12 protein-coding genes are annotated in these 18,414 nt (G+C 63.2%); 5 read left to right on the top strand and 7 right to left on the bottom strand.

The genetic code is table 11. The annotated features are described in order from the left end of the window. Positions 1-21 precede the first annotated feature (21 nt). Positions 22-891, top strand: coding sequence for a DUF692 family protein (locus IPM16_03880; GenBank protein ID MBK9122250.1), 870 nt, complete (start codon positions 22-24; stop codon positions 889-891). Here IPM16_03880 and IPM16_03885 read toward each other — a convergent pair. From IPM16_03885 to IPM16_03900, 4 genes are read right to left on the bottom strand one after another with little or no spacing between them, the layout of a single operon-like run. Next, a complete protein-coding gene (locus IPM16_03885) occupies positions 875-1,915 on the bottom strand; it encodes a peptidoglycan DD-metalloendopeptidase family protein (GenBank protein ID MBK9122251.1) in 1,041 nt (346 codons plus the stop codon). The genes IPM16_03880 and IPM16_03885 overlap by 17 nt on opposite strands. Before the next feature lie 3 nt (positions 1,916-1,918). Further along, on the bottom strand, positions 1,919-2,836 hold the full coding sequence (gene ftcD, locus IPM16_03890; GenBank protein ID MBK9122252.1) for a glutamate formimidoyltransferase: 918 nt from the start codon (positions 2,834-2,836) through the stop codon (positions 1,919-1,921). Between the two features lie 4 nt (positions 2,837-2,840). Beyond that, the gene (locus IPM16_03895; GenBank protein ID MBK9122253.1) at positions 2,841-4,997 is read right to left on the bottom strand and encodes a hypothetical protein; all 2,157 of its coding nucleotides are present in this window, start codon (positions 4,995-4,997) and stop codon (positions 2,841-2,843) included. Between the two features lie 56 nt (positions 4,998-5,053). Then, on the bottom strand, positions 5,054-5,737 hold the full coding sequence (locus IPM16_03900) for a hypothetical protein (GenBank protein MBK9122254.1): 684 nt from the start codon (positions 5,735-5,737) through the stop codon (positions 5,054-5,056). A 155-nt stretch (positions 5,738-5,892) separates the two neighbouring features. Between IPM16_03900 and IPM16_03905 the strand changes: the two genes are divergently transcribed. The 3 genes from IPM16_03905 (at position 5,893) to IPM16_03915 (ending at position 9,461) form a co-directional block, all read left to right on the top strand. Further along, the gene (locus IPM16_03905; protein MBK9122255.1) at positions 5,893-7,050 is read left to right on the top strand and encodes a hypothetical protein; all 1,158 of its coding nucleotides are present in this window, start codon (positions 5,893-5,895) and stop codon (positions 7,048-7,050) included. Positions 7,051-7,164: 114 nt separating this feature from the next. Then, a complete protein-coding gene (locus IPM16_03910) occupies positions 7,165-8,061 on the top strand; it encodes a hypothetical protein (protein MBK9122256.1) in 897 nt (298 codons plus the stop codon). Further along, positions 8,058-9,461, top strand: a complete 1,404-nt coding sequence (locus tag IPM16_03915) for a DUF4433 domain-containing protein (GenBank protein MBK9122257.1) — start codon at positions 8,058-8,060, stop codon at positions 9,459-9,461. The genes IPM16_03910 and IPM16_03915 overlap by 4 nt, the downstream gene beginning before the upstream one ends. 3 nt (positions 9,462-9,464) lie before the next feature. On the opposite strand, the gene IPM16_03920 is transcribed toward IPM16_03915, so the two are convergent. Genes IPM16_03920 through IPM16_03930 form a run of 3 tightly spaced genes read right to left on the bottom strand, consistent with a single transcriptional unit; the run spans position 9,465 to position 15,221 of the window. Beyond that, a complete protein-coding gene (locus tag IPM16_03920) occupies positions 9,465-10,457 on the bottom strand; it encodes a hypothetical protein (protein ID MBK9122258.1) in 993 nt (330 codons plus the stop codon). Further along, a complete protein-coding gene (gene ppc / locus IPM16_03925) occupies positions 10,454-13,138 on the bottom strand; it encodes a phosphoenolpyruvate carboxylase (GenBank protein ID MBK9122259.1) in 2,685 nt (894 codons plus the stop codon). Before ppc ends, IPM16_03920 begins: the two co-directional genes overlap by 4 nt. Before the next feature lie 25 nt (positions 13,139-13,163). Then, entirely contained in the window at positions 13,164-15,221 is a 2,058-nt protein-coding gene (locus IPM16_03930; GenBank protein ID MBK9122260.1) for a protein kinase, read from the bottom strand. A 160-nt stretch (positions 15,222-15,381) separates the two neighbouring features. Between IPM16_03930 and IPM16_03935 the strand changes: the two genes are divergently transcribed. Next, positions 15,382-18,399: a glycine--tRNA ligase subunit beta gene (locus tag IPM16_03935; GenBank protein MBK9122261.1), complete on the top strand. Its 3,018-nt coding sequence runs from the start codon at positions 15,382-15,384 to the stop codon at positions 18,397-18,399. Positions 18,400-18,414: the final 15 nt, after the last annotated feature.

Here is an 18,414-nt window from a genome sequence, read left to right on the forward strand (position 1 = left end):
TCGCGCCGGGTGTCGTATGCTATGCTGGCCTTCGAACACGTACACGAGGTGACTATGCTGTTCTCCCTCAACTATTCCACGGAGATGGCGGCCCTGCTGCGATCGGGCGAAATCGAGGTCGATCGCATCAAGTGCCCGGAGTGGCCCGACATGATCGCTGAGGCCAGCGCATACGGGCAGGTCTACGTGCACTTCAAACTCATGGCGGGGCAGGGGCTGCTCGCGGCCGCCTTGCTCGACAGCGTTGCCAAGTTCCGGCAGGAAACGGACACACCGTTCGTCAACACACACATTGGTCCGTCAGCGGCGCTATACCCACTGCCGAGCGACCGGAAGGCCGCCAAGGACGCGGTGCGGCGCTCGTTTGACCAACTCTCCGAACGGTTCGGGCCGGACGCCGTTATTGCGGAGAACGTGCCGTACCCCGAGCACTCGAGCAGCGACAAGGCCGCGATCGGCGTCGAACCGGAGTTCATCAGCGAGGTGATCGAGGAAGCCGGCGTCGGGCTGCTGCTGGACATCGGCCACGCGCGCCGCGTCGCCGAGCATTGGGCCATCGATCCGCGCGTATACATGAGTCGGCTGCCTGTCCACCGCTTGCGCGAAATCCACATTACCGGCCTCGGTTACAGCCCGCGAGGTACGCGCGTCGATCACATGCCAATGCGCGACGAAGATTGGGATCTGCTGCAGTGGGCGCTGGACAACGTGCAGAGCGGGAATTGGTCCAAGCCGTGGTCAGTCTCGTGCGAGTACGGCGGCGTCGGAGAGCCGTTCCGCTGGCGCAGCCGAGCCGACGTGATCGCGCGTGAAGCACCGCGCATGTTGGCGATGGTGCGCGCCGCACAGCCTGTGGCGGTGTCGCAGCTGAAGCCTACGGGTGAAGCGTGATGTCAACCCAAGTGGTACGCCCCGCCTCGACCACGACCGTCTCGCGGAAGCGGATGCGTCCGTTCGTCTCGCTGACGATCACGTCGTAGTCGTCGGCCTCGAGGTCGCCCAACGTGAAATCCTCGCGCCAGGCCGGATCCCGATTGATGAGCGGATCTGCAGAATATGTGTAGGCATAGCGCGGAATGCCGCCGGTTAACCCAGCACGCCGTACGATTACCGTGAGTTCAGTCGGGATTGTTCCGTCCGGATTGCGCACGCGCCCGGCGATCATCCCATAGCCGGGATAAGGCAGAATCCACCAGTCCGGATTGCGAGACGATCCGAAGCTGTCCGGGTTGCCCACGCGCACCTCGAGGTGCAAGTGCGGGCCGAACGCGACACCGGTACCGCCGACCACGCCGATCTTGTCGCCAGCCGCGACCCGCTCTCCGGTTTCGACGTCGACGCGCTGCATGTGCCCGTACAGTGTATAAACCGGCAGTCCGTCGAGAGACAAGATGTCGTGCATCAGAATCACGAGATTGCCGTAGTAGTTCGGGATCGGGCCAAACAGTCGCGTCCGGTCGTCGCCGGCGTAATACACCGTGCCGTCTGCGACCGCCAGAATCGGCGTGCCGCGCGGGTTCTGGATGTCCACGCCATGATGGATGGGCAAGCCGCGCAATTCGCCCATGCCGTATGGATATGTGCGGTCGACGTAGTCGACTTGCTCGCGTGTGAACGGCCGCTGAAACGCGAACATATCCACTGGGGCCAGCGTCGGCGTGAGCGACGGAGTCAGCGTATCCGTCGGAACCGGCGTTAGTGATGCCGTCGCGGTCGCGGTTGCCGTGTGGGTCGCCGTACGTGTTGGTGTCGGGGTATAGGTGAGCGTCGGCGGAACGCTGGTGGTGGGGATCGGTGTCGCGAGCGCGACACCTTGCACGGTAGGGGGGACGGTGACACGCACCGCCGTCGCGGCCTGCTCAGGCCGGCACCCGGCCAGAATCAGCACGCAGACGCAGAATATGAGACGACGCATCAATTACTCGAAGGGAACAGGACGATAGTCTCCGGTTGTTCGGCCGATGCGCGCCTCAAGGATGAGATCGGCCGCGGCCGCCGGCAATTGTAAGGCGGACAGGGCCGCATCGACTAGGGCGCGCAGTGGCGCGAGTCCGATCAACTCCGTGCGTTCAACTCGATGGCCGCGCGCCGCAGCAGCTTGGCGCACGGCGTCCAATGCAGTTAGCATGCCGGTTACGCGGAAGTCGATCAGGTTCATCGAGACCTGCGCGGTGCCGTTAACGAGCAGTCCCAGCGCCCGTACGCTTGGCATACCGCCCCCGGACTCGCGAATCTCACGCGCGATTTCCTGCGCGACCGACACATCGCCCGTATCCAGATACGCGTTGAAGGCGATCAACGGTCCGCGCGCGCCGACCGCAACGGCGCCCGCCGTTCCAAGCACGGCTGGACCGTAGTCCGGTGTGCGACTCGGGTCGGAAGCGATCGTCTCGACGAGCGCCTCGTACGGGTCGCGGCGCACCTGCGGCAGTGTGACCCGATCGGGCCGGAGCGCTGCCGCGTCGTAGAGAAACACCGGCAGCCCAAGTTCGGCGCCGACGCGTGCACCCAACGTTCGGGCGGCGGTGGCGCACTCCGCGAGCGAGACGTCACGCAGCGGAATCAGCGGCACGACGTCGGCCGCGCCGATGCGTGGATGCACGCCCGACTGTCGGCGCATATCGATCAGAGCCGCCGCTTCCTTGACGCCGCGAAATGCCGCCTCGGCAACGGCGTCGAGGCCGCCGACGAGAGTCACTACGGAGCGATTGTGATCGGCGTCGCTGGATACGTCGATGATGCTGGCACCGGGGACACGCATGGCGTCGACAATCGCCGAGACAATCTCTTTGCGCCGCCCCTCGCTGAAGTTCGGGACGCATTCGATCATCGGCATTGGGCTATCCGGGCTCATCCTCGATCCGGGGCGGCTCGCTTCCGGGCGGCAGGTCATCGAGCCCTCGTTCGGCTAGGCGCCTGATCGTGGCTTCGCCCAGTTCGCGGTTGTTGAGGCGATCGTACATGCGCGGGTTGGCGGTGCGGTCTACTGCATAGCGCCAGCGGTCGCGCCCGACTTCACGCAAGACCGAACGGCAGTTGTCGCAGCGCACGACGTGCTTCGTGGTCGGAATGCCCATCGAGCGCTCGCTGCGCGCCTCGATGTGCAGTTTGCCCTCTCCACACACCGGGCACGTGTCGACAACGAAACCGGCGGCGTAGCGGCCTGCGGCAGCAGCCCCGCGCAAGTAAAGCCACACGTAGCCGACGATCAACAGCAGGCCAAGCCCGGCGAACACAAGCTCTGGCCGAATACCGCCGCTGTCGTCACCCGACGGCGACGATTGAGATGGCACGGGAGTCGGACCAACAGGGGGCGGCGTAACGGTGATCACCGCCGCGATTTCAGTCTGGGCTGGCGTCTCCGATGGCGCTGCTAACGTCACGTCCTCGGTCGCAGTCGCAACGGGAGGCTCAGTTGGCGTCTCAGTCGCCGTGGCCGGAACGTCTGTTGGCGTGTCTGTCGCTGCCGGAGGTTCCGTCAGCGTCGCCGTAGGCGAAGGCGGGATATCGGTCGGTGTATCGGTTGCCGTGGGCGGCGCTGGTGAGGGTGTGCTCGACGGGACCGGCGTCTCCGATAGCGCAGGCGTGGCCGCCTCATTTGCCGCAGACGTTTCGGTTTGTCCTACCGAAAGGGCGCGTTCAGCCGTCTGTGAGACATCCACAGTCGCCGTTGGAAGCGGCGTATCAGTTGCCATTTCCGTTGGCGTTGCCGATGCCTGCTCGGTGGCTGTCTCGGTTGGGGTATTCGTCGGCTCAGATGTCGGGGTGAATGTGGCTGTTGCGGTTTCGGTGGGCGACTGTGTCGCAGTGGCCGTCGCGGTATCGCTCGGCGATGCGGTGGCCGTTAGCGATGGAGTTTCTGTAGGCGTGTCGGTTACGGTCGACGTCAGCGTCGACGTGGGCTCGGCCGATGCTGTTTGCAGCAGCGCAGACTGGAACACGGCAGCCGCGGTGCCCGTCTGATCGGGTGTGGTGGTCGCCGTGTTGGTCACCGTCGGCGTCGCTGAGGGGGTCTCAGTGGGTGTGTCGGTCGCCGTTGACGTCGCCGTGTCAGTGGCGGATGGCGTAATGGTCGGCGAGTCGGTGGCAGTCGCGGTTGACGTCTCGGTCGCCGTCGCGGACGGAGTGATCGTCGCCGTTGCGGAAGGCGACTCGGTCGCGGTTGCCGTGTCGGTTGGTGTCGATGTTGGCGTGGCCGTCGCAGTATCCGTCGCTGTCGGTGTGAACGTCTGGGTGGGCGAGTTGGTCGGTGACGGGGTTGCCGTCGCGGTGTTCGACGCGGTAAACGTCGGCGTCGGAGTCGGAGTATCGGTTGGGGTATGGGTAGACGTCGTCGTATTCGACGGCGTGAACGTCAGCGTCGGGGTGAGTCGGTTCTCATTCAGGACAGGCAGCGCTTCGAGATCGCTCGTCCAGTACGCAAGATCGGCGCGAATCCACGCGAAACCTTCGCTGTCGCGGATCATGACCCACGTGGAGTTCTCGTTGCGACCGACGGGCTCGAGTGGTTCACCCGGATACAACTGGCCCAAGCGCAAGTAGGTAATGCCCGGACCGGCGCGCAGGTAAGCGCTCACGGCCGATACGCGGACGTAATCGCCTTCCGGCGTGTTGGTCGGGAAGAACAAGGTCGCTGTGGCCGGCCCCGGTTCGATTGTTGGAGTGACGTTGGGCCCGATCACCGGCAGCTCGTCCACATCGACAGCCCACAGTACGAGATCGCGGCGAATCCACCCAAAGCCGCGGTTGTACCGCAGCAGCACCCACGTCGCGTCTTCGTTGCGGCTGACGGGAATTAACACGGCGCCGGGCACGACCTGCCCGACGGGGATGTAGAACTCGCCGGGACCCCCGCGCACGAAAGCGTCCTGCACCAGCAGAATACTCGACTGAGGCAGTGGGGTGATCGGTGGCGGGGTTTGGGCGCTGAGCGGCAGAAGCATCGCCACGGCGGCGAGCACTACGAGACAGGCCACGAGCAACCAGCGGAGTCTCACTGAACGTTCCTTAACGACACGCGCGCCAAGATCGTAGCACAGCGACCGCCGGCGCGCTAACCCTCCATCATATCGCCTTCGATGAGGAACTCGATCGGCGTTGCTGCGTTGACTTCATCAGCGAATAGACGGACTTGCCACCGGCCCGGTAGGAATTCGACATCCTGTGGCGTGACGTAGAACCAGATGCAGATTTGTTCCTGATCGCGGGGGGCTGTCCATGCATCGGTAAACACGAGTTCGTCATCGCGATACCACTGCGTGCGAAATACCGTCCCTGCGCGCAGATTATAGGCAATCCATGTGCCGTACAGGCGTGGCTCACCGGGGCCAAAGCGCGCCCGCGGTTCAAGCACGCATCCGGTCGCAGAGTCTACGATGGTCGTTGCCCCGGTCGAGACGTACAGGCGCTGCCCGACTTCGATCGGCCCGGTGATCGCCGACGGGTCGAACGTACTGCCCTCCAATTCCGGCGTCGGGGTCACGATCAGCATGAGCGTGGCGACCAACTGCACATTGATCCCGGCGCCCGCCGCAGATTCGGTGGCGAGCGCGGATACGCTCTCGACCATCCCGCTTGCTTCGGCGGTCATCATGTCGCCTAGAGTTGTCAGTTCGGCGGCCGCCGCCACGTTGCGCGCCGATAGCGTCGCAGCCGTATCTTCGCCGGCAAAGGCAGCACACCCGGCCATCGCCAGCGCGGCGGCAGCCAGCCCAATACGCGTCGTGAGAGTCTTCATCGCACCCGATCGACATTGTCGTGTCGCTGCATTGTAGCCCTTCACTGGATATGCGCCAGACCGGATGACAACCTTAACACGCGAGGAAAAGTCCGCTATCATGGCCCGCGTTTGGATACCGACAGACCTTCCACGCAAAACCGGAGCCACGTTCGATGGATACTCGGCGCAGACAGCGCACTTACGCAATCTTTGCGATCGTTATGGCGGGCCTGATGGGGCTGACCGCGATTCTGCCGGCACTTGCCCCGCAGACGGCCCCACAGCAGGTCATTGAGCCGACAGCAACACCTCAGCCGACCCTCCCACCGCCACCGGCGGATTTGTCGGCCATTACCTTTGACAACGTGTACCTGCATCCGTCTGCGTTGTTTCTCGTGAACTACCCGGATGGATGGGAGCCTGCGCGTCCGTCGAACAACGGGACGCAAGTTCAGGTTAACTTCGAGAACAACGAAGCCCTCAGCATCATCGAGACGTACGTCGAATACCCGGCCGAGCCGCCTGCTAACCTGCAGGACTTGAGCGCGCGCTACGACCAGAACACGCTTCAGCGTGGCTGGAGCCGGTACAACAGTTGGGCGGAGGTCGATCGCACGCTCGACACTGAGCGGAATGCCGTGGTGATCGACTTCGAACTTACGCTGCGCTCCCAGCCGTATCTCGCCCGCCACGTCGCAAGACTGACCGGCGACGGCCAGATCTACGTTACGCGCGTGGTCACGCCGAGCAATGCGCGTGCGCTGCTGCTCGATCTGTTGGCCAAGGCCGAGGGCTCGATTGCTCCGGTCGAACTCTATGAGGGTACGCCGATCCAGTGGAACGGCTACTACAGTGCAGAAGACAACGTGGTTATCCGGTATCCGAACAACTGGATTCTGCGCGATGGCGGCCCCGGCGAGCCGGTCACGATCGAAGGTTCGGGACAGGGCGTGCTGCGCATCGAGAGCGTCGCCGGTACGGTGATTGCCGACGAGGATGCCGCCCGCGAATTTGTCGCGGCGCTGCGCCCAGATGCCGAAATCCGCACGGTTGAGGCCGTCGAGCGTAATGGCGGCAGCGGCTTCGCCGTCTCATACGCGTATCGTACGCTCGAGGGCGAACCACAGAGCGCCGTCACCGTTCTGCTTAACGACGCCGACGACACGCTGCGCGTCGCTACGGTGCGCGTGCAGAACTTCGACGTCGACCTTCTGACGACCGAACCGACCGTCGCTGCGGTGACCGATGCCGCAGAGGTCGCGCGCACGTTCAACCTCTCGACCGGCCTCGGCTTCCCGGCATCAGATGATACGACCGAGGTCGCCGGGTAAACCTGCGCGTCCCGTCAGATAACCCCAATGACAAGGGCAGGCACTGTGAGGTGCCTGCCCTTGTTTGTTGTGTACCGGCGAAACGTCCTTTAAGATACTCAACAGGGGGTGACGATGCTTATTGACCTGCACGCCGACCTGTTTCTAAGCCCGGCCGATGTCTGGATCATGCCAGTCAGCACGGCAGGGGCGGCCAGCACTGAGGTGGCCGCTGACTTCAAGCGGTTTTTCCCCTCTGCGCTGGCGCAGTATCGCCTTGCCTGCGAAGTCGGGGACATGAAGCCGGGATCGCTGCTGTACCTGCGTGGCGATGGCGTCGACATCCTCGCGCTGCCGATCCGGCGGCATTGGCGCTCTGCTGCTGATGCGGACATGCTCGAGGCAGGACTTCAGAAGCTGGCCGACCGCTGGCCCGATCTCGCTATTCCGTCACTCGCGTTACCACGTTTCGCCAGCGCAGAACTGAACTGGGACGAGGGTGTGCGCCCTTTGCTTGACACCTATCTCGACCCGCTGCCCATTCCGGTGTACGTCCATCACAACCATCCGACGGACATGCGGCGCGGAGTCCGCCAGATCGAACAGCGCGTCACTCATACGCATTTTCGGCCGCCGTTCGAGCAGTTCTGGCGCGACCTCGGCCGCGTGATACGTACCGTATACGGGAAGTTCAGCACCCCAAGCGGGGAGGCGTTTCGCGCTGCGGTTGAGACTGGCGCACGGGTACGCCGGCTCGTCGTGACGCCGGATCGCGGACCGGCTTATGCGTTCTCGTCCGCCGTGCTGAGCGACTTTTGGACACAGGCGTTACACGCACGGCTTGTCTTCCCGCATCAATTGACGGGCGGCATGGAGCAGGCAGCATCCTATGTGTTTCCTGTGCTTGCTCAACTCGGCTACCTATCGACCGTGCGCGGCACGATGAGCGGCCGCGCAGAATCGGATGCGCTGCTCTTCACGCCGCCCGCGCCCAAAGGCACGACAATCCTCGCGGTGGAGGTCGCGCCATGATCGAGGCCGGCGCACGCATCTTCATCTCGTACGCCCGTGATGACGCCAAAGCGCTCGCGCTGCGCCTGCGCGACGACCTGCGCGCGGCGGGCTTAACGGCCTGGATGGATGTCGCCGATATTCAGGGCGGGGACAACTGGGCGCGCACAATCGAGCGCGTGATCGAGAGCTGCGACGTAGGGCTGGCGCTGTGCAGCCACAAGTCGTTTCAGTCGACGTACTGCCGAGCCGAACAGATGCGGCTCCAGCGCAAGGGCAAGCGCATCATTCCGCTGCTGGTGCAGTTGGACGCGGAGATTCCGCTGCACCTCGAACATCTCAACCGGCTCGACTTTTCGCAGCCTTCTCAATATGCCGAGCGCCTGCGCGACCTCTTGAGCGACCTCAATGTGGGGCGCGCGTTCGCAGCCTTGGGTGGCGACGACGTGCCAGAGGCCGGGCGCTCTGTATTTCGTCCGTCGCGGCTGCGCCGGCTTTCTGTTCCAGAAAAACGCGATGCGCCAGCCTTCAGGCGGGCCCTCGCCGATCTGCGGCGCGAGCCATGGCTGGGCGGACGGTCGTGGTGGACGTACTTCCTGTTTCACTATCTCGACATCGAAGCGGTGGCGAGCGTGCTGAATCAGGGCAAGCTGACAGCGCCACGTGCGCGCGGAACGCGCCGCTCGCAAGACGACACGTTGGGCCTGTACTTTCGCCCGCGAACGCCGGATATGTGGTTCCGCGAGGGTGTGCTGCAGGGTACGCCGCACCCTGAGCGCATCGCGGTGCCGGTGTGCCTGCTGTTCGACCTCGAGTCGACCATTTGCCTACCTGCGGCCCGCTTTACGTCGGGCGACCCACAGGTCGTCAAGCGCTCGTCAGCGACATCCGGTGCGCTGGCTGAGATGCCGTTCGAACTGATCTATCATGACGAAGCACCGAAACCGGCGGAGAAAGACGAAGTGCTGCGCAGCCGGCGCGCTCAGGTGCTTGTACCGTCTCCCTTGACATTGGAATCGCTGCAGCTCATCTGGTGCCGAAGCGACGCCGAGGCGGAAACGCTGAAGAGCCAATTGACAGATACCGCCCGGGATCAGTGGCGCCAGCACATCGTCGCACGGGCCGACTTTGCGTTGTTCTTTCGCAGAAGCGCCTACGTAGATCGCGTACTGCCCACCGCCGACGGTATGCTCGTCACGTTCTGGCCCGGCGAATTGGACGACCCGCATCGCGTCGAGATTCACCTCCAGCGCGCTGGCGGCGACGTGCGTGTGATAGAGCTACCCGCGCACGATTTGCGCCAGCCTGTGCGTATCGGCGGGCCGCCGGGATGGCTCGAAGACGGGGGCGAAGTTCGCGTAATGCTCGACGGCGCGCTCGGCGCTCGCGTGCGCTTCGAGCCGTTCAACGGCATCGTGTGAGGACTACAGCGGCGTGGACGATACTTGTCGCAGCACGGCCCGCAGCCCGAGAATCACAGACACGCCGGGGAGCCAGATCGCGCCGAACAGCGTGAACAGCGCCGCAATTGCCGCGACCTGATTGATCGAGTCGTCGCCAATGATCGGCGCGGAAAACGCCACGCTCGCGCCGATCAGGAACGCCATCATGCCAGCGAACCACGTCCCCCACGGGGGGTCGACGCGGACGTCCCCGACCAGATAGCCGTAGGACGTATCCTTGCGAAACCACAGCATGGCGAGGCACAGCCCGATCAATCCGACCACCAACCCGCGCGACTCGAGATCGATCGCGCCGAGGTCGAGCTGACGATAGACGAGCGCGATGGCTGCGAATCCCACGACCACGGCTTCAGCGGGCTGCATGAGGAGTGCTTCGCCGCGCGCTAGCGGCGTCCGCGATCCGATCAGGCCAACACCTCCGATCAAGGCGACCACCCCGATGCCGACGATGAGGAAAAGCGTCGGATCGGTGAGAGTCGGGCCGGGGATGTCGGTCAGAATAGGCGCGTAACGTACCCATGTTCCCCAGCACACGCCGATCAACGCTGCAAGCGGGACAAGCAGACGCTGCAGCGGCACCGCGCGCAGCATAACCAACCACAGCAGCAGCATTCCCATGAACAGTAGTGCGTGGCTGCCCATCGCACGGGTAACCAACGTACGCGGAATGTCGATCAGCGTGAACTGCGGATTGACGACGAGTGCGTAGAGCAGGGCGGCTAGACCACCGAGCGGTGCGACGCCATACAAGTCGCGAAGCCGCCAGCGGATGGCAAGATCGACGAGGGCGTATGCCAGCACGCCGTATCCGGCAAGGGTCAGGATCCAGTCTATGACCGAACGATCGGGCGGATACGACCACAGCAGCACCTCTGCGCCGATGGCCCAGAGGATCGCAAGCAGCAGACGCGGCAAGTGCCGCGCCAACTGCGGCGCCAACCCTGTTGGGATCATCCGGTCGTCTTCATCCCCGCCGCGATGCCGTTCACGGTCGCGAGGACGGCTTGCAGCGTATCGTCATAGGCGGGCAGATCCGGGTGCATCATGCGCAGGTCGGCCAGCAGCGCAACCTGAATGAAGTTGAGCGGATCGACGTACGGGTTGCGCCGGTCGATCGAGCGCTGCATCAATGGTGCTTTTTCGAGCACGCTCGTTTGGCCTGTGATGCGGCAAATCCAGTCGCACGTTTGCGCGTGCTCGCTTTCGATCTTGTTGAAGATCTCGTCGCGCAGCTTGGCGTCGCTCACAAGGCCGCTGTACAAACGGGCGATCCCCATATCGGCCTTCACGACGTCGAGCTGTACGTTATCGATCAGCGCCTTGAAGAACGGCCAGCGCTCGTACATCGTCTGCAAGGTCGTTTCGCCGTCAGGGGAGTCGCCGCAGAATGTCTTGCACGCATGCCCGACACCGTACCAGCTCGGGATGATCGCGCGGCTCTGCATCCAGCTAAACACCCACGGGATCGCCCGAATTGACTCGAAGCCGCCCTTGCTGCGCTTCGCGGGCCGCGAGCCTATGGGAAGCTGGGCAAGCTCGTTGATCGGCGTGGCTTCGTGCCAGTAGGTCAGAAAAGACGGCGTCTCGTAGACGAACTTGCGGTAGTGCGCGCGGCTCAGCTCCGACAGCGTGTCCATTACCGAAAACCAATGCGGGTCGATCCCGTTCTGCGGCGCTCCGATGGCGAGGATGGACGCATTCACGACCTGCTGGAGGTGACGGTAGGCGATGTCGGGATTGCCATACCGGTAGGCGATGACCTCGCCCTGTTCGGTAATCTTGATCGGCCCGGTCATCGAGCCGGGGGGCTGCGCGAGGATAGCACGATTAGTCGGGCCGCCGCCGCGCCCGATGCTTCCGCCGCGCCCGTGGAACAGGCATAGCGTTACGTTGTTCTGCGCGCACAGTTCAGCCAGTTCGCGCTGTGCCTGATACAGGTTCCAGTTCGACGCGACGTATCCGCCGTCCTTATTGCTATCGGAATACCCGATCATGACCTGTTGAATGCGCCCGCGCTTATCGAGATAGCGGGAGTAGACCGGATTGTCGAACAACCCCTGCATCACCGCTTTCGACCGCTGCAAGTCTTCTACGGTCTCAAACAGCGGCACGATGTCGACATGATCGGCGATACCGACCTCGCGCGCCAGCAGCAGCATGGCGAGAACGTCGCTCTGGTTCTGCGACATGCTGGCAATCACCGTATCGATCGCGCGCGGGCTGTGCTGCGCGTGGATGTCCGCGATCATGCGCCAAGTGGCGATCACACGATTTGTCGCGTCGCTGAAGGCAAGCTGAACTGGCAGCAGCGGGCGCGAATTGTCGATTTCGCGCGTCAGCAGGGCGATGCGCTCGGGCTCGGGCATTTCTGCATAATTGTCCGCCATGTGATAGCGACGAAAGACTTCGGTCAAGGCTGCGGTCTGTAGGCGGGCATCCTCGCGGATTTCGAGCGGTGCGAGATGCATCCCGAACAGGCGGACTTTGAGCATCAGCCGCTTGAGCGTACCCTCGGCGGCATGCACGCCGCGATTGTGATAGAGGCTATCCCACATGACCTGCAAGTCGTCGAGCAGCTCGTCGCTGCGGCGATACTGGCCATTCGCTAGCCGGTCGCTGATGCGCTGCAGATATTGACGGTACATTTCGCCGGCATAGCGGCCAGTGAATGGGTTCGATATACCGAGCCGCAGCAGCAGTTCTTCAGACACTGGGGCTTCGTCCAGTGACTGAGTCTGCCGGTCCCGCAGGTACTCGACCTCAGCCTGATACACCGTGCGCGCCCGTTCACGCATGACGTTAAGCGCCTCACGCGTAACGTCCGGCGTGACGTTCGGATTGCCGTCGCGGTCGCCAGCAATCCACGAGGCGAACTGGATCAGCGGGGCTGTGCCCGACCAGTCGTGAAGAGGAAAATGCCGGTTCAGGCTGTCGAGGAGGTCGAGATGCAGGTCCACCGTCACGTCCATCACAAAGCGCGTGATGAAGAATAGGCCGAACTCGACCTCGTCCATCACGGTCGCGCGTTGGGCGCGGTTGGGGCGCGTCTGCCAAAGCTGTTCGATTCGGCGCAGGATGTCGCGCGTCACCTGCGTCTGCTCACGAGGCAGCAGAGTTTGGCGCTCCAGCGCCGACAGCAGCTCACTGACGTCCGCGAGTTTGATCAGCACTTCCTGCCGTTTGGCTTCGCTAGGGTGGGCTGTAAAGACCAAGCGCACGCGTACGGAGTGTAGTAGTCGTTCGACTGCCGCGGCGTCACTGCCGGCATGCTTTAGGTCGAGGAGAGCAGAGTCGATCGTTTCAGCGAGCGTGCCGGCCGCTTCGCGCTCGCGCAGCACGCGCACGCGCTGGTGATCTTCCGCAATGTTGATGAGCTGAAAGTAGTTGGCGAACGCTTTGATCAAGATGCGCTTGTGTTCTAGCGGAAGCCTCCGCATGCGTTCAAGCAAGCGATCGGTCTCTGAGTCTTCGCCGGCGCGGCGCGCCTTGGCCGACATCCGAGTTTCTTCAACGAGGTCGAACGCTTCCTGCCCGTGCTGTTCTCGGATGACCAGACCGAGCAGTGAACCCAAATACCGAATGTCGCCGCTGAGCGAACCTACGGCGTCCAGAAGTTTCGGATCGAGTTGAAACATGGGATCCCGTTTACTGTTCTCACCCTTACGGTTCGGACTGGAGTGTGTCAGCGGTCATCAGTTCGCCCGGCGGGATAAAGGTGAATTCCGGGACGGACGCACCCGCAAGCATTTTCATCATAACTGATACTGCCGCAGAGGCGTACACCGTGCGCCCCGCCTCGACCGTTGCCTTGAAATACTTGCCTTCGCGGATGTAGCGCTGTGCCAGCACCTCGGCGTCGACGCTGCCGATGAGTACGTCATCGTATGGCACTCCGGCCGCCTCAAGCGCTTCCAACGCACCGAAGCCCCCGGCATCGTTAATGGTGAGAATTACGTTGAACTCGGTACCGTCGTTGAGCAGCGTCTCGATCGACTCTCGCGCCCAGTCAGGTGTGCCGCCCAGCACGCGTGCGACAATCTCGGCGCCTGGCGCAAACTCGAGTAAGCCTTCGATCATGCCGTCGGCGCGTTCCTTGACATCCGGCAAGTCGTCGTACGTCAGTACGACGACCTTCGCTGCGCCATCGAACCGATCGGAGACCAACTGCCCGATGTACTCGCCTGGGGCACGACCAAGCAGCGTGGCATCCGTCAGGACTTGCACGCCTCCATACTGCCCCATGTTGGACGCTTGCGAGACGAACGGGATGCGTGCGCGCCGGATTTCTTGCATAGTCGGTGCGATCAACTCAAGATCCAGCGGGCAAAGCACGATGCCTGTCGCATTGTCAGCGATCGCGCGCTCCAACAGCGTGAGCTGTTGATACGCGTCGCTGTCCGGGTCGTACACACGTGTCGAAACCCCTGCTTCGCGTGCGAACTGCGACAGTTCGCGCGTCAGTGCCGCGTGATACTCACTCGAGGTGTTGCATGGAATGAGAGCGATAAATCCGTCAGTGCCGAACACTGACTGCGCGATCTCGATTTCGTCTTCGGTCGGCAGATAGTCCTCGAGCCTGCCGCTCTCACCCAGCCGAATCTGGTCCGGGTCGTAACGGGGCCGTGACGCGATGGCCGTTCGGGTTTGAGACAGCGCGACCGCCTGTTCCGCGGTGGCCGCCGCCGCCAGGTTGGTGGCCGCCGTGGCCTGCCGTTCCTGTTCTGTTCGAACCAGCAGCAGCGTTACGCCCATTACGGCTACGATCAAGGTGACGATCGCTACGATTAGCCCGGTACGCAGACGATCCTGCGTCACCTGAATCGGCTGTGTCCGATTGATCACCGTATCCGCTGGCCGCGGGAACGAGAGTGTCGAGTGTTTGCCGACGGCTCTGTTGAGGTCAGTCGCCATATCTCGAACCGACGCATACCGGTCTGCCGGCGCTTTGGCGAGGGCGCGCAGGACAACCGAGTCGAATGCCGGCGGCAGGGACAGATTGCGCTCCGAGGGGGCGTCAGGATGGGTCTGCAAGTGTTTGAAAATGACCGGGATGACGTCCCCGTCAGACGATGAAAATGGGGGTGTTCCGGTCAACATTTCGTATAGGAGGCAGCCGAGCGCGTACACGTCCGAACGGAAGTCGAGGGCCTCGCCCTTGAGCTGTTCGGGCGACATATACACCGGCGTGCCCATGATCTGACCGGTCTTGGTGAAACCCGCCTCCGCGTCGACCAGCTTGGCGAGGCCGAAGTCAGTCAGGTAGGCATTGCCTTCCTCGTCGAGCAGAATGTTGGAAGGCTTGATGTCGCGGTGAATGATGCCCTTGCTGTGGGCGAGCGCAAGCCCGTGCGCGAACTGCTGGAACAGGCCGATGGCGTGCTCGTAGGGCATCGGGTCGCCTTTGAGCAGGTCTTCGAGCGAGCCGCCGCGCAGCAGGCGCATTGCCAGATACGCGTATTCGCCGGTGATTCCGTAGCTGTAAACCGGGAGGATGTTGGGATGCTCAAGCGACGCGATCAATTTGGCTTCCGACGCAAACCGCGCGGAAAAATCGCGGTTCTTGTCGGCCACGTCGTTCATCCGAATGACCTTCAGCGCGACATCGCGACGCATCAAGGGCTGTTCGGCACGATAAACGGTGGCCATGCCTCCGCGCCCAACGACTTCCTTGACGGTGAACTCACCGATTTGCTTGCCGATTAGGGCGTCGTGCGCCATGGTACTTTGATGCCTGTGCGATGTATCGACGCATGACGCGTGAGTATACCGATTGCGTGCGGCGATTCCAATTCGGGTGACCTACCGGCCCCTCGTCAATACCGACAGGCGTCTTTATAATGGCCCACGAGACCAACCACACGAGGACTGAGGTCTGCCAATGGCGGGGAAGCCCCTCAATTTCCAGCAGGTCATTTTGAAGCTGCACGAGTTCTGGGCCACGCACGACTGCGTGATCTGGGAACCGTATAACGTTCAGGTCGGCGCGGGCACGGGTAACCCGGCCACATTACTGCGCGTACTGGGCCCCGAACCGTGGCGAGTCGCGTATGTCGAGCCGAGCGTGCGCCCGGACGATGGCCGTTACGGCGAGAACCCGAACCGCATGCAGAAGTATTACCAGTATCAGGTCATCCTCAAGCCCGATCCGGGCAACCCGCAGGAGCTCTATCTCCAGTCGCTCGAAGCATTGGGGATCAACCCACGCGAACACGATATCCGCTTCGTGGAAGACAACTGGGAGAGCCCGGCACTTGGCGCGTGGGGGCTGGGCTGGGAGGTCTGGCTCGACGGCCAAGAGATCACGCAGTTTACGTACTTCCAGCAGGCGGGGGGCCTCGAATTGAACCCGCCTGCTGTCGAGATCACCTATGGTATCGAGCGAATCGTACTGGCGCTGCAAGGCCGCGATAGTGCGTGGGACATCGAGTGGTTGGGCGACCTGCAGTACCGCGACATGATGCTGCAAGACGAGATCGACCACTGCCGCTACTACTTCGATCTGGCGGACGTCGAAAACCTGCGCGAGGTCTACGATATCTACGAGGGCGAGCATAAGCGGTCACTGGAGGCCGCGGCGATCATCCCGGCCTACGACTACATCCTCAAGTGCAGCCACCTGTTCAACGTGCTGGATGCGCGCGGCGCGATCGGCGTAACCGAGCGCGCGTCGTACTTCCGGCGCATGCGCGATATGACGCGCAACATCGCCAAAGCGTACGTCGCGCAGCGCGAGTCGCTCGGATATCCCGTGCTGAAAATGGCGGAACGATGGGCTGGGCCAGCGCTGCAGACGCCGGCCGCCAACGCCTCGAAGCCGACTGCCCCGGCCGATGTCCTGATCGAAATCGGGGTCGAGGAACTGCCGGCGCAAGACGTAGACGACGCGCAAGCACAGCTCGAGCAGTCGGCCAGCAAGTTGTTCGACGATCTGCGCTTGGCACACGACGGTGTCAGTGTAATGGCGACGCCGCGCCGGCTCGTGGTTCATGCGCGCGGTGTTCAGCCCGTACAGCCGAATCAGACCACAGTCGAGAAGGGGCCGCCCGCCGAACGCGCCTTCAATGCCGACGGCACGCCGACGAAGGCTGCCGAGGGTTTCGCGCGGAGCCGCGGGATCGACGTGTCGGCGCTGACGGTGGAGGACATCGACGGCGGCAAGTACGTCATGGCGCGGGTTGAGCGTGCCGGACGCCCGGCGACCGATGTATTGGCCGAGGCGCTTCCCGCTTTCGTAGGCGCCATCAAGTTTCCGAAGTCGATGCGCTGGAACGAGACCAATCAGGCGTTCAGCCGGCCACTGCGCTGGATACTCGCGCTGTTCGGCGGTCATGTGATCCCGTTCGCGTTCGCCGGGGTCGCCAGCGGCAGCGTGACGCGTGGCATCCGCCCGTACGGATCGCCGGAACAGTCTGTCGCTAACCCGGAAGCATACTTCGCATTCGTGGCCTCGCAAGGCGTGGTCCTCGATCGCGAGGCGCGCCGTGCCACCATTGCCCAGCAGATCCGTGATCTAGCGGCGGGGGTCGGCGGCGTCGTGCCGGACGATCCGGGCCTGATGCAAGAGGTCGTCAACCTGATCGAAGTCCCGACTGCGGTTCGCGGTTCGTTCGACCCGGACTTCCTGACGCTGCCGCGCGATGTGTTGATCAACGTGATGCGCAACAAGCAGCGCTATTTCGCCGTGCAATCCGAGGCGGGCGAGCTGCTGCCGTATTTCATCACGATCCGCAACGGCGACCACGACCACGTCGACCTTGTCCAGATGGGCAACGAGCACGTACTCACGGCGCGCTTCTCGGACGCCCGGTTCTTCTATCGCGACGACGTCAAGGTGCCGCTGGACGGCTACTTGATGCGCCTGAGTACCCTGACGTTTCAGGAGAAACTCGGCTCGATGCTCGACAAGAGTCGGCGTATCGAGCGACTGGTGCCGATCGTCGCCCAAACTCTCGCGACACCGCGCGCCGATGTCGAGGTCGCTAAGCGTGCCGCGCAGATTCTGAAAGCCGACTTGGCGACGCGCATGGTCGTCGAGATGACGTCGCTGCAAGGTACGATGGGCCGCGAGTACGCACGTCTGGGCGGTGAGCCGGAGCCAGTCGCGGCGGCGATTTACGAACACTGGCTGCCGCGCAGCGCCGATGACAGCGTGCCGGCCTCGCCGGCAGGTGTGCTGCTTGCGCTGCTTGACCGGTTGGACAGCCTCGTGGGACTGTTCGGTGTCGGGCTTGCGCCAAAGTCGACCGCGGATCCATACGGGCTGCGTCGCGCTGCCCTCGGCATCATCCAGATCTTGACGCATCACGAAATCGACCTCGACCTGTCGAGCGTGATCAAGGACGCTGCCGCCGTGCAGCCCGTGGCGATCAGCGCTGAGGTGCGCACGCAAGTCGAAGAGTTCATCGCCGGGCGTTTGCGTGTATGGCTGAGCGACCGCGGCTTCGCGGCGGATGTGATCAGCGCCGTGCTTGCCGAGACGCCGAATAACCCGTATCGCGCACTGATCAACGTCGAACAACTTACCGAGTGGGTGGCCGACGACGGCTGGGCGGGAATTCTCGACAGTTTCGCGCGTTGTGTGCGCATTACGCGCGGCGAGACGCAGCGGTACATCGTGGACGAGTCGAAGTTCGTACAAGACGAAGAGCGTGAACTGCATCTGGCGTATCAGCAGTCGCGCGCGACGTTGAACGCGCACCCCGACGTGGATTCGTTCCTGTCGTCGTTTGCACCGATGGTGCCGGTCGTGCGCCACTTCTTTGGCGACGAGGCCGGCAAGGGCGTGTTGGTCAACACCGATGACGCCGACATCCGGCGTAACCGGATTGCGTTGCTGCAAGCGATCAGCGCGATGCAGGCTGGACGCGCCGACTTGAGCGCGCTCGCGGGATTCTAGCACCTACGGAGGATC

The organism is Candidatus Flexicrinis affinis, from assembly GCA_016716525.1.
Classification (GTDB): Bacteria; Chloroflexota; Anaerolineae; order Aggregatilineales; family Phototrophicaceae; genus Flexicrinis; species Flexicrinis affinis.

Bases quoted from the DNA above. Each gene is read 5' to 3' on its own strand.
- IPM16_03880 (MBK9122250.1), top strand. From the start codon at position 22: ATGCTGGCCTTCGAACACGTACACGAGGTGACTATGCTGTTCTCCCTC.
- IPM16_03885 (MBK9122251.1), bottom strand. From the start codon at position 1,915: ATGCGTCGTCTCATATTCTGCGTCTGCGTGCTGATTCTGGCCGGGTGC.
- ftcD (MBK9122252.1), bottom strand. From the start codon at position 2,836: ATGCCGATGATCGAATGCGTCCCGAACTTCAGCGAGGGGCGGCGCAAA.
- IPM16_03900 (MBK9122254.1), bottom strand. From the start codon at position 5,737: ATGAAGACTCTCACGACGCGTATTGGGCTGGCTGCCGCCGCGCTGGCG.
- IPM16_03905 (MBK9122255.1), top strand. From the start codon at position 5,893: ATGGATACTCGGCGCAGACAGCGCACTTACGCAATCTTTGCGATCGTT.
- IPM16_03910 (MBK9122256.1), top strand. From the start codon at position 7,165: ATGCTTATTGACCTGCACGCCGACCTGTTTCTAAGCCCGGCCGATGTC.
- IPM16_03915 (MBK9122257.1), top strand. From the start codon at position 8,058: ATGATCGAGGCCGGCGCACGCATCTTCATCTCGTACGCCCGTGATGAC.
- IPM16_03920 (MBK9122258.1), bottom strand. From the start codon at position 10,457: ATGATCCCAACAGGGTTGGCGCCGCAGTTGGCGCGGCACTTGCCGCGT.
- ppc (MBK9122259.1), bottom strand. From the start codon at position 13,138: ATGTTTCAACTCGATCCGAAACTTCTGGACGCCGTAGGTTCGCTCAGC.
- IPM16_03930 (MBK9122260.1), bottom strand. From the start codon at position 15,221: ATGGCGCACGACGCCCTAATCGGCAAGCAAATCGGTGAGTTCACCGTC.
- IPM16_03935 (MBK9122261.1), top strand. From the start codon at position 15,382: ATGGCGGGGAAGCCCCTCAATTTCCAGCAGGTCATTTTGAAGCTGCAC.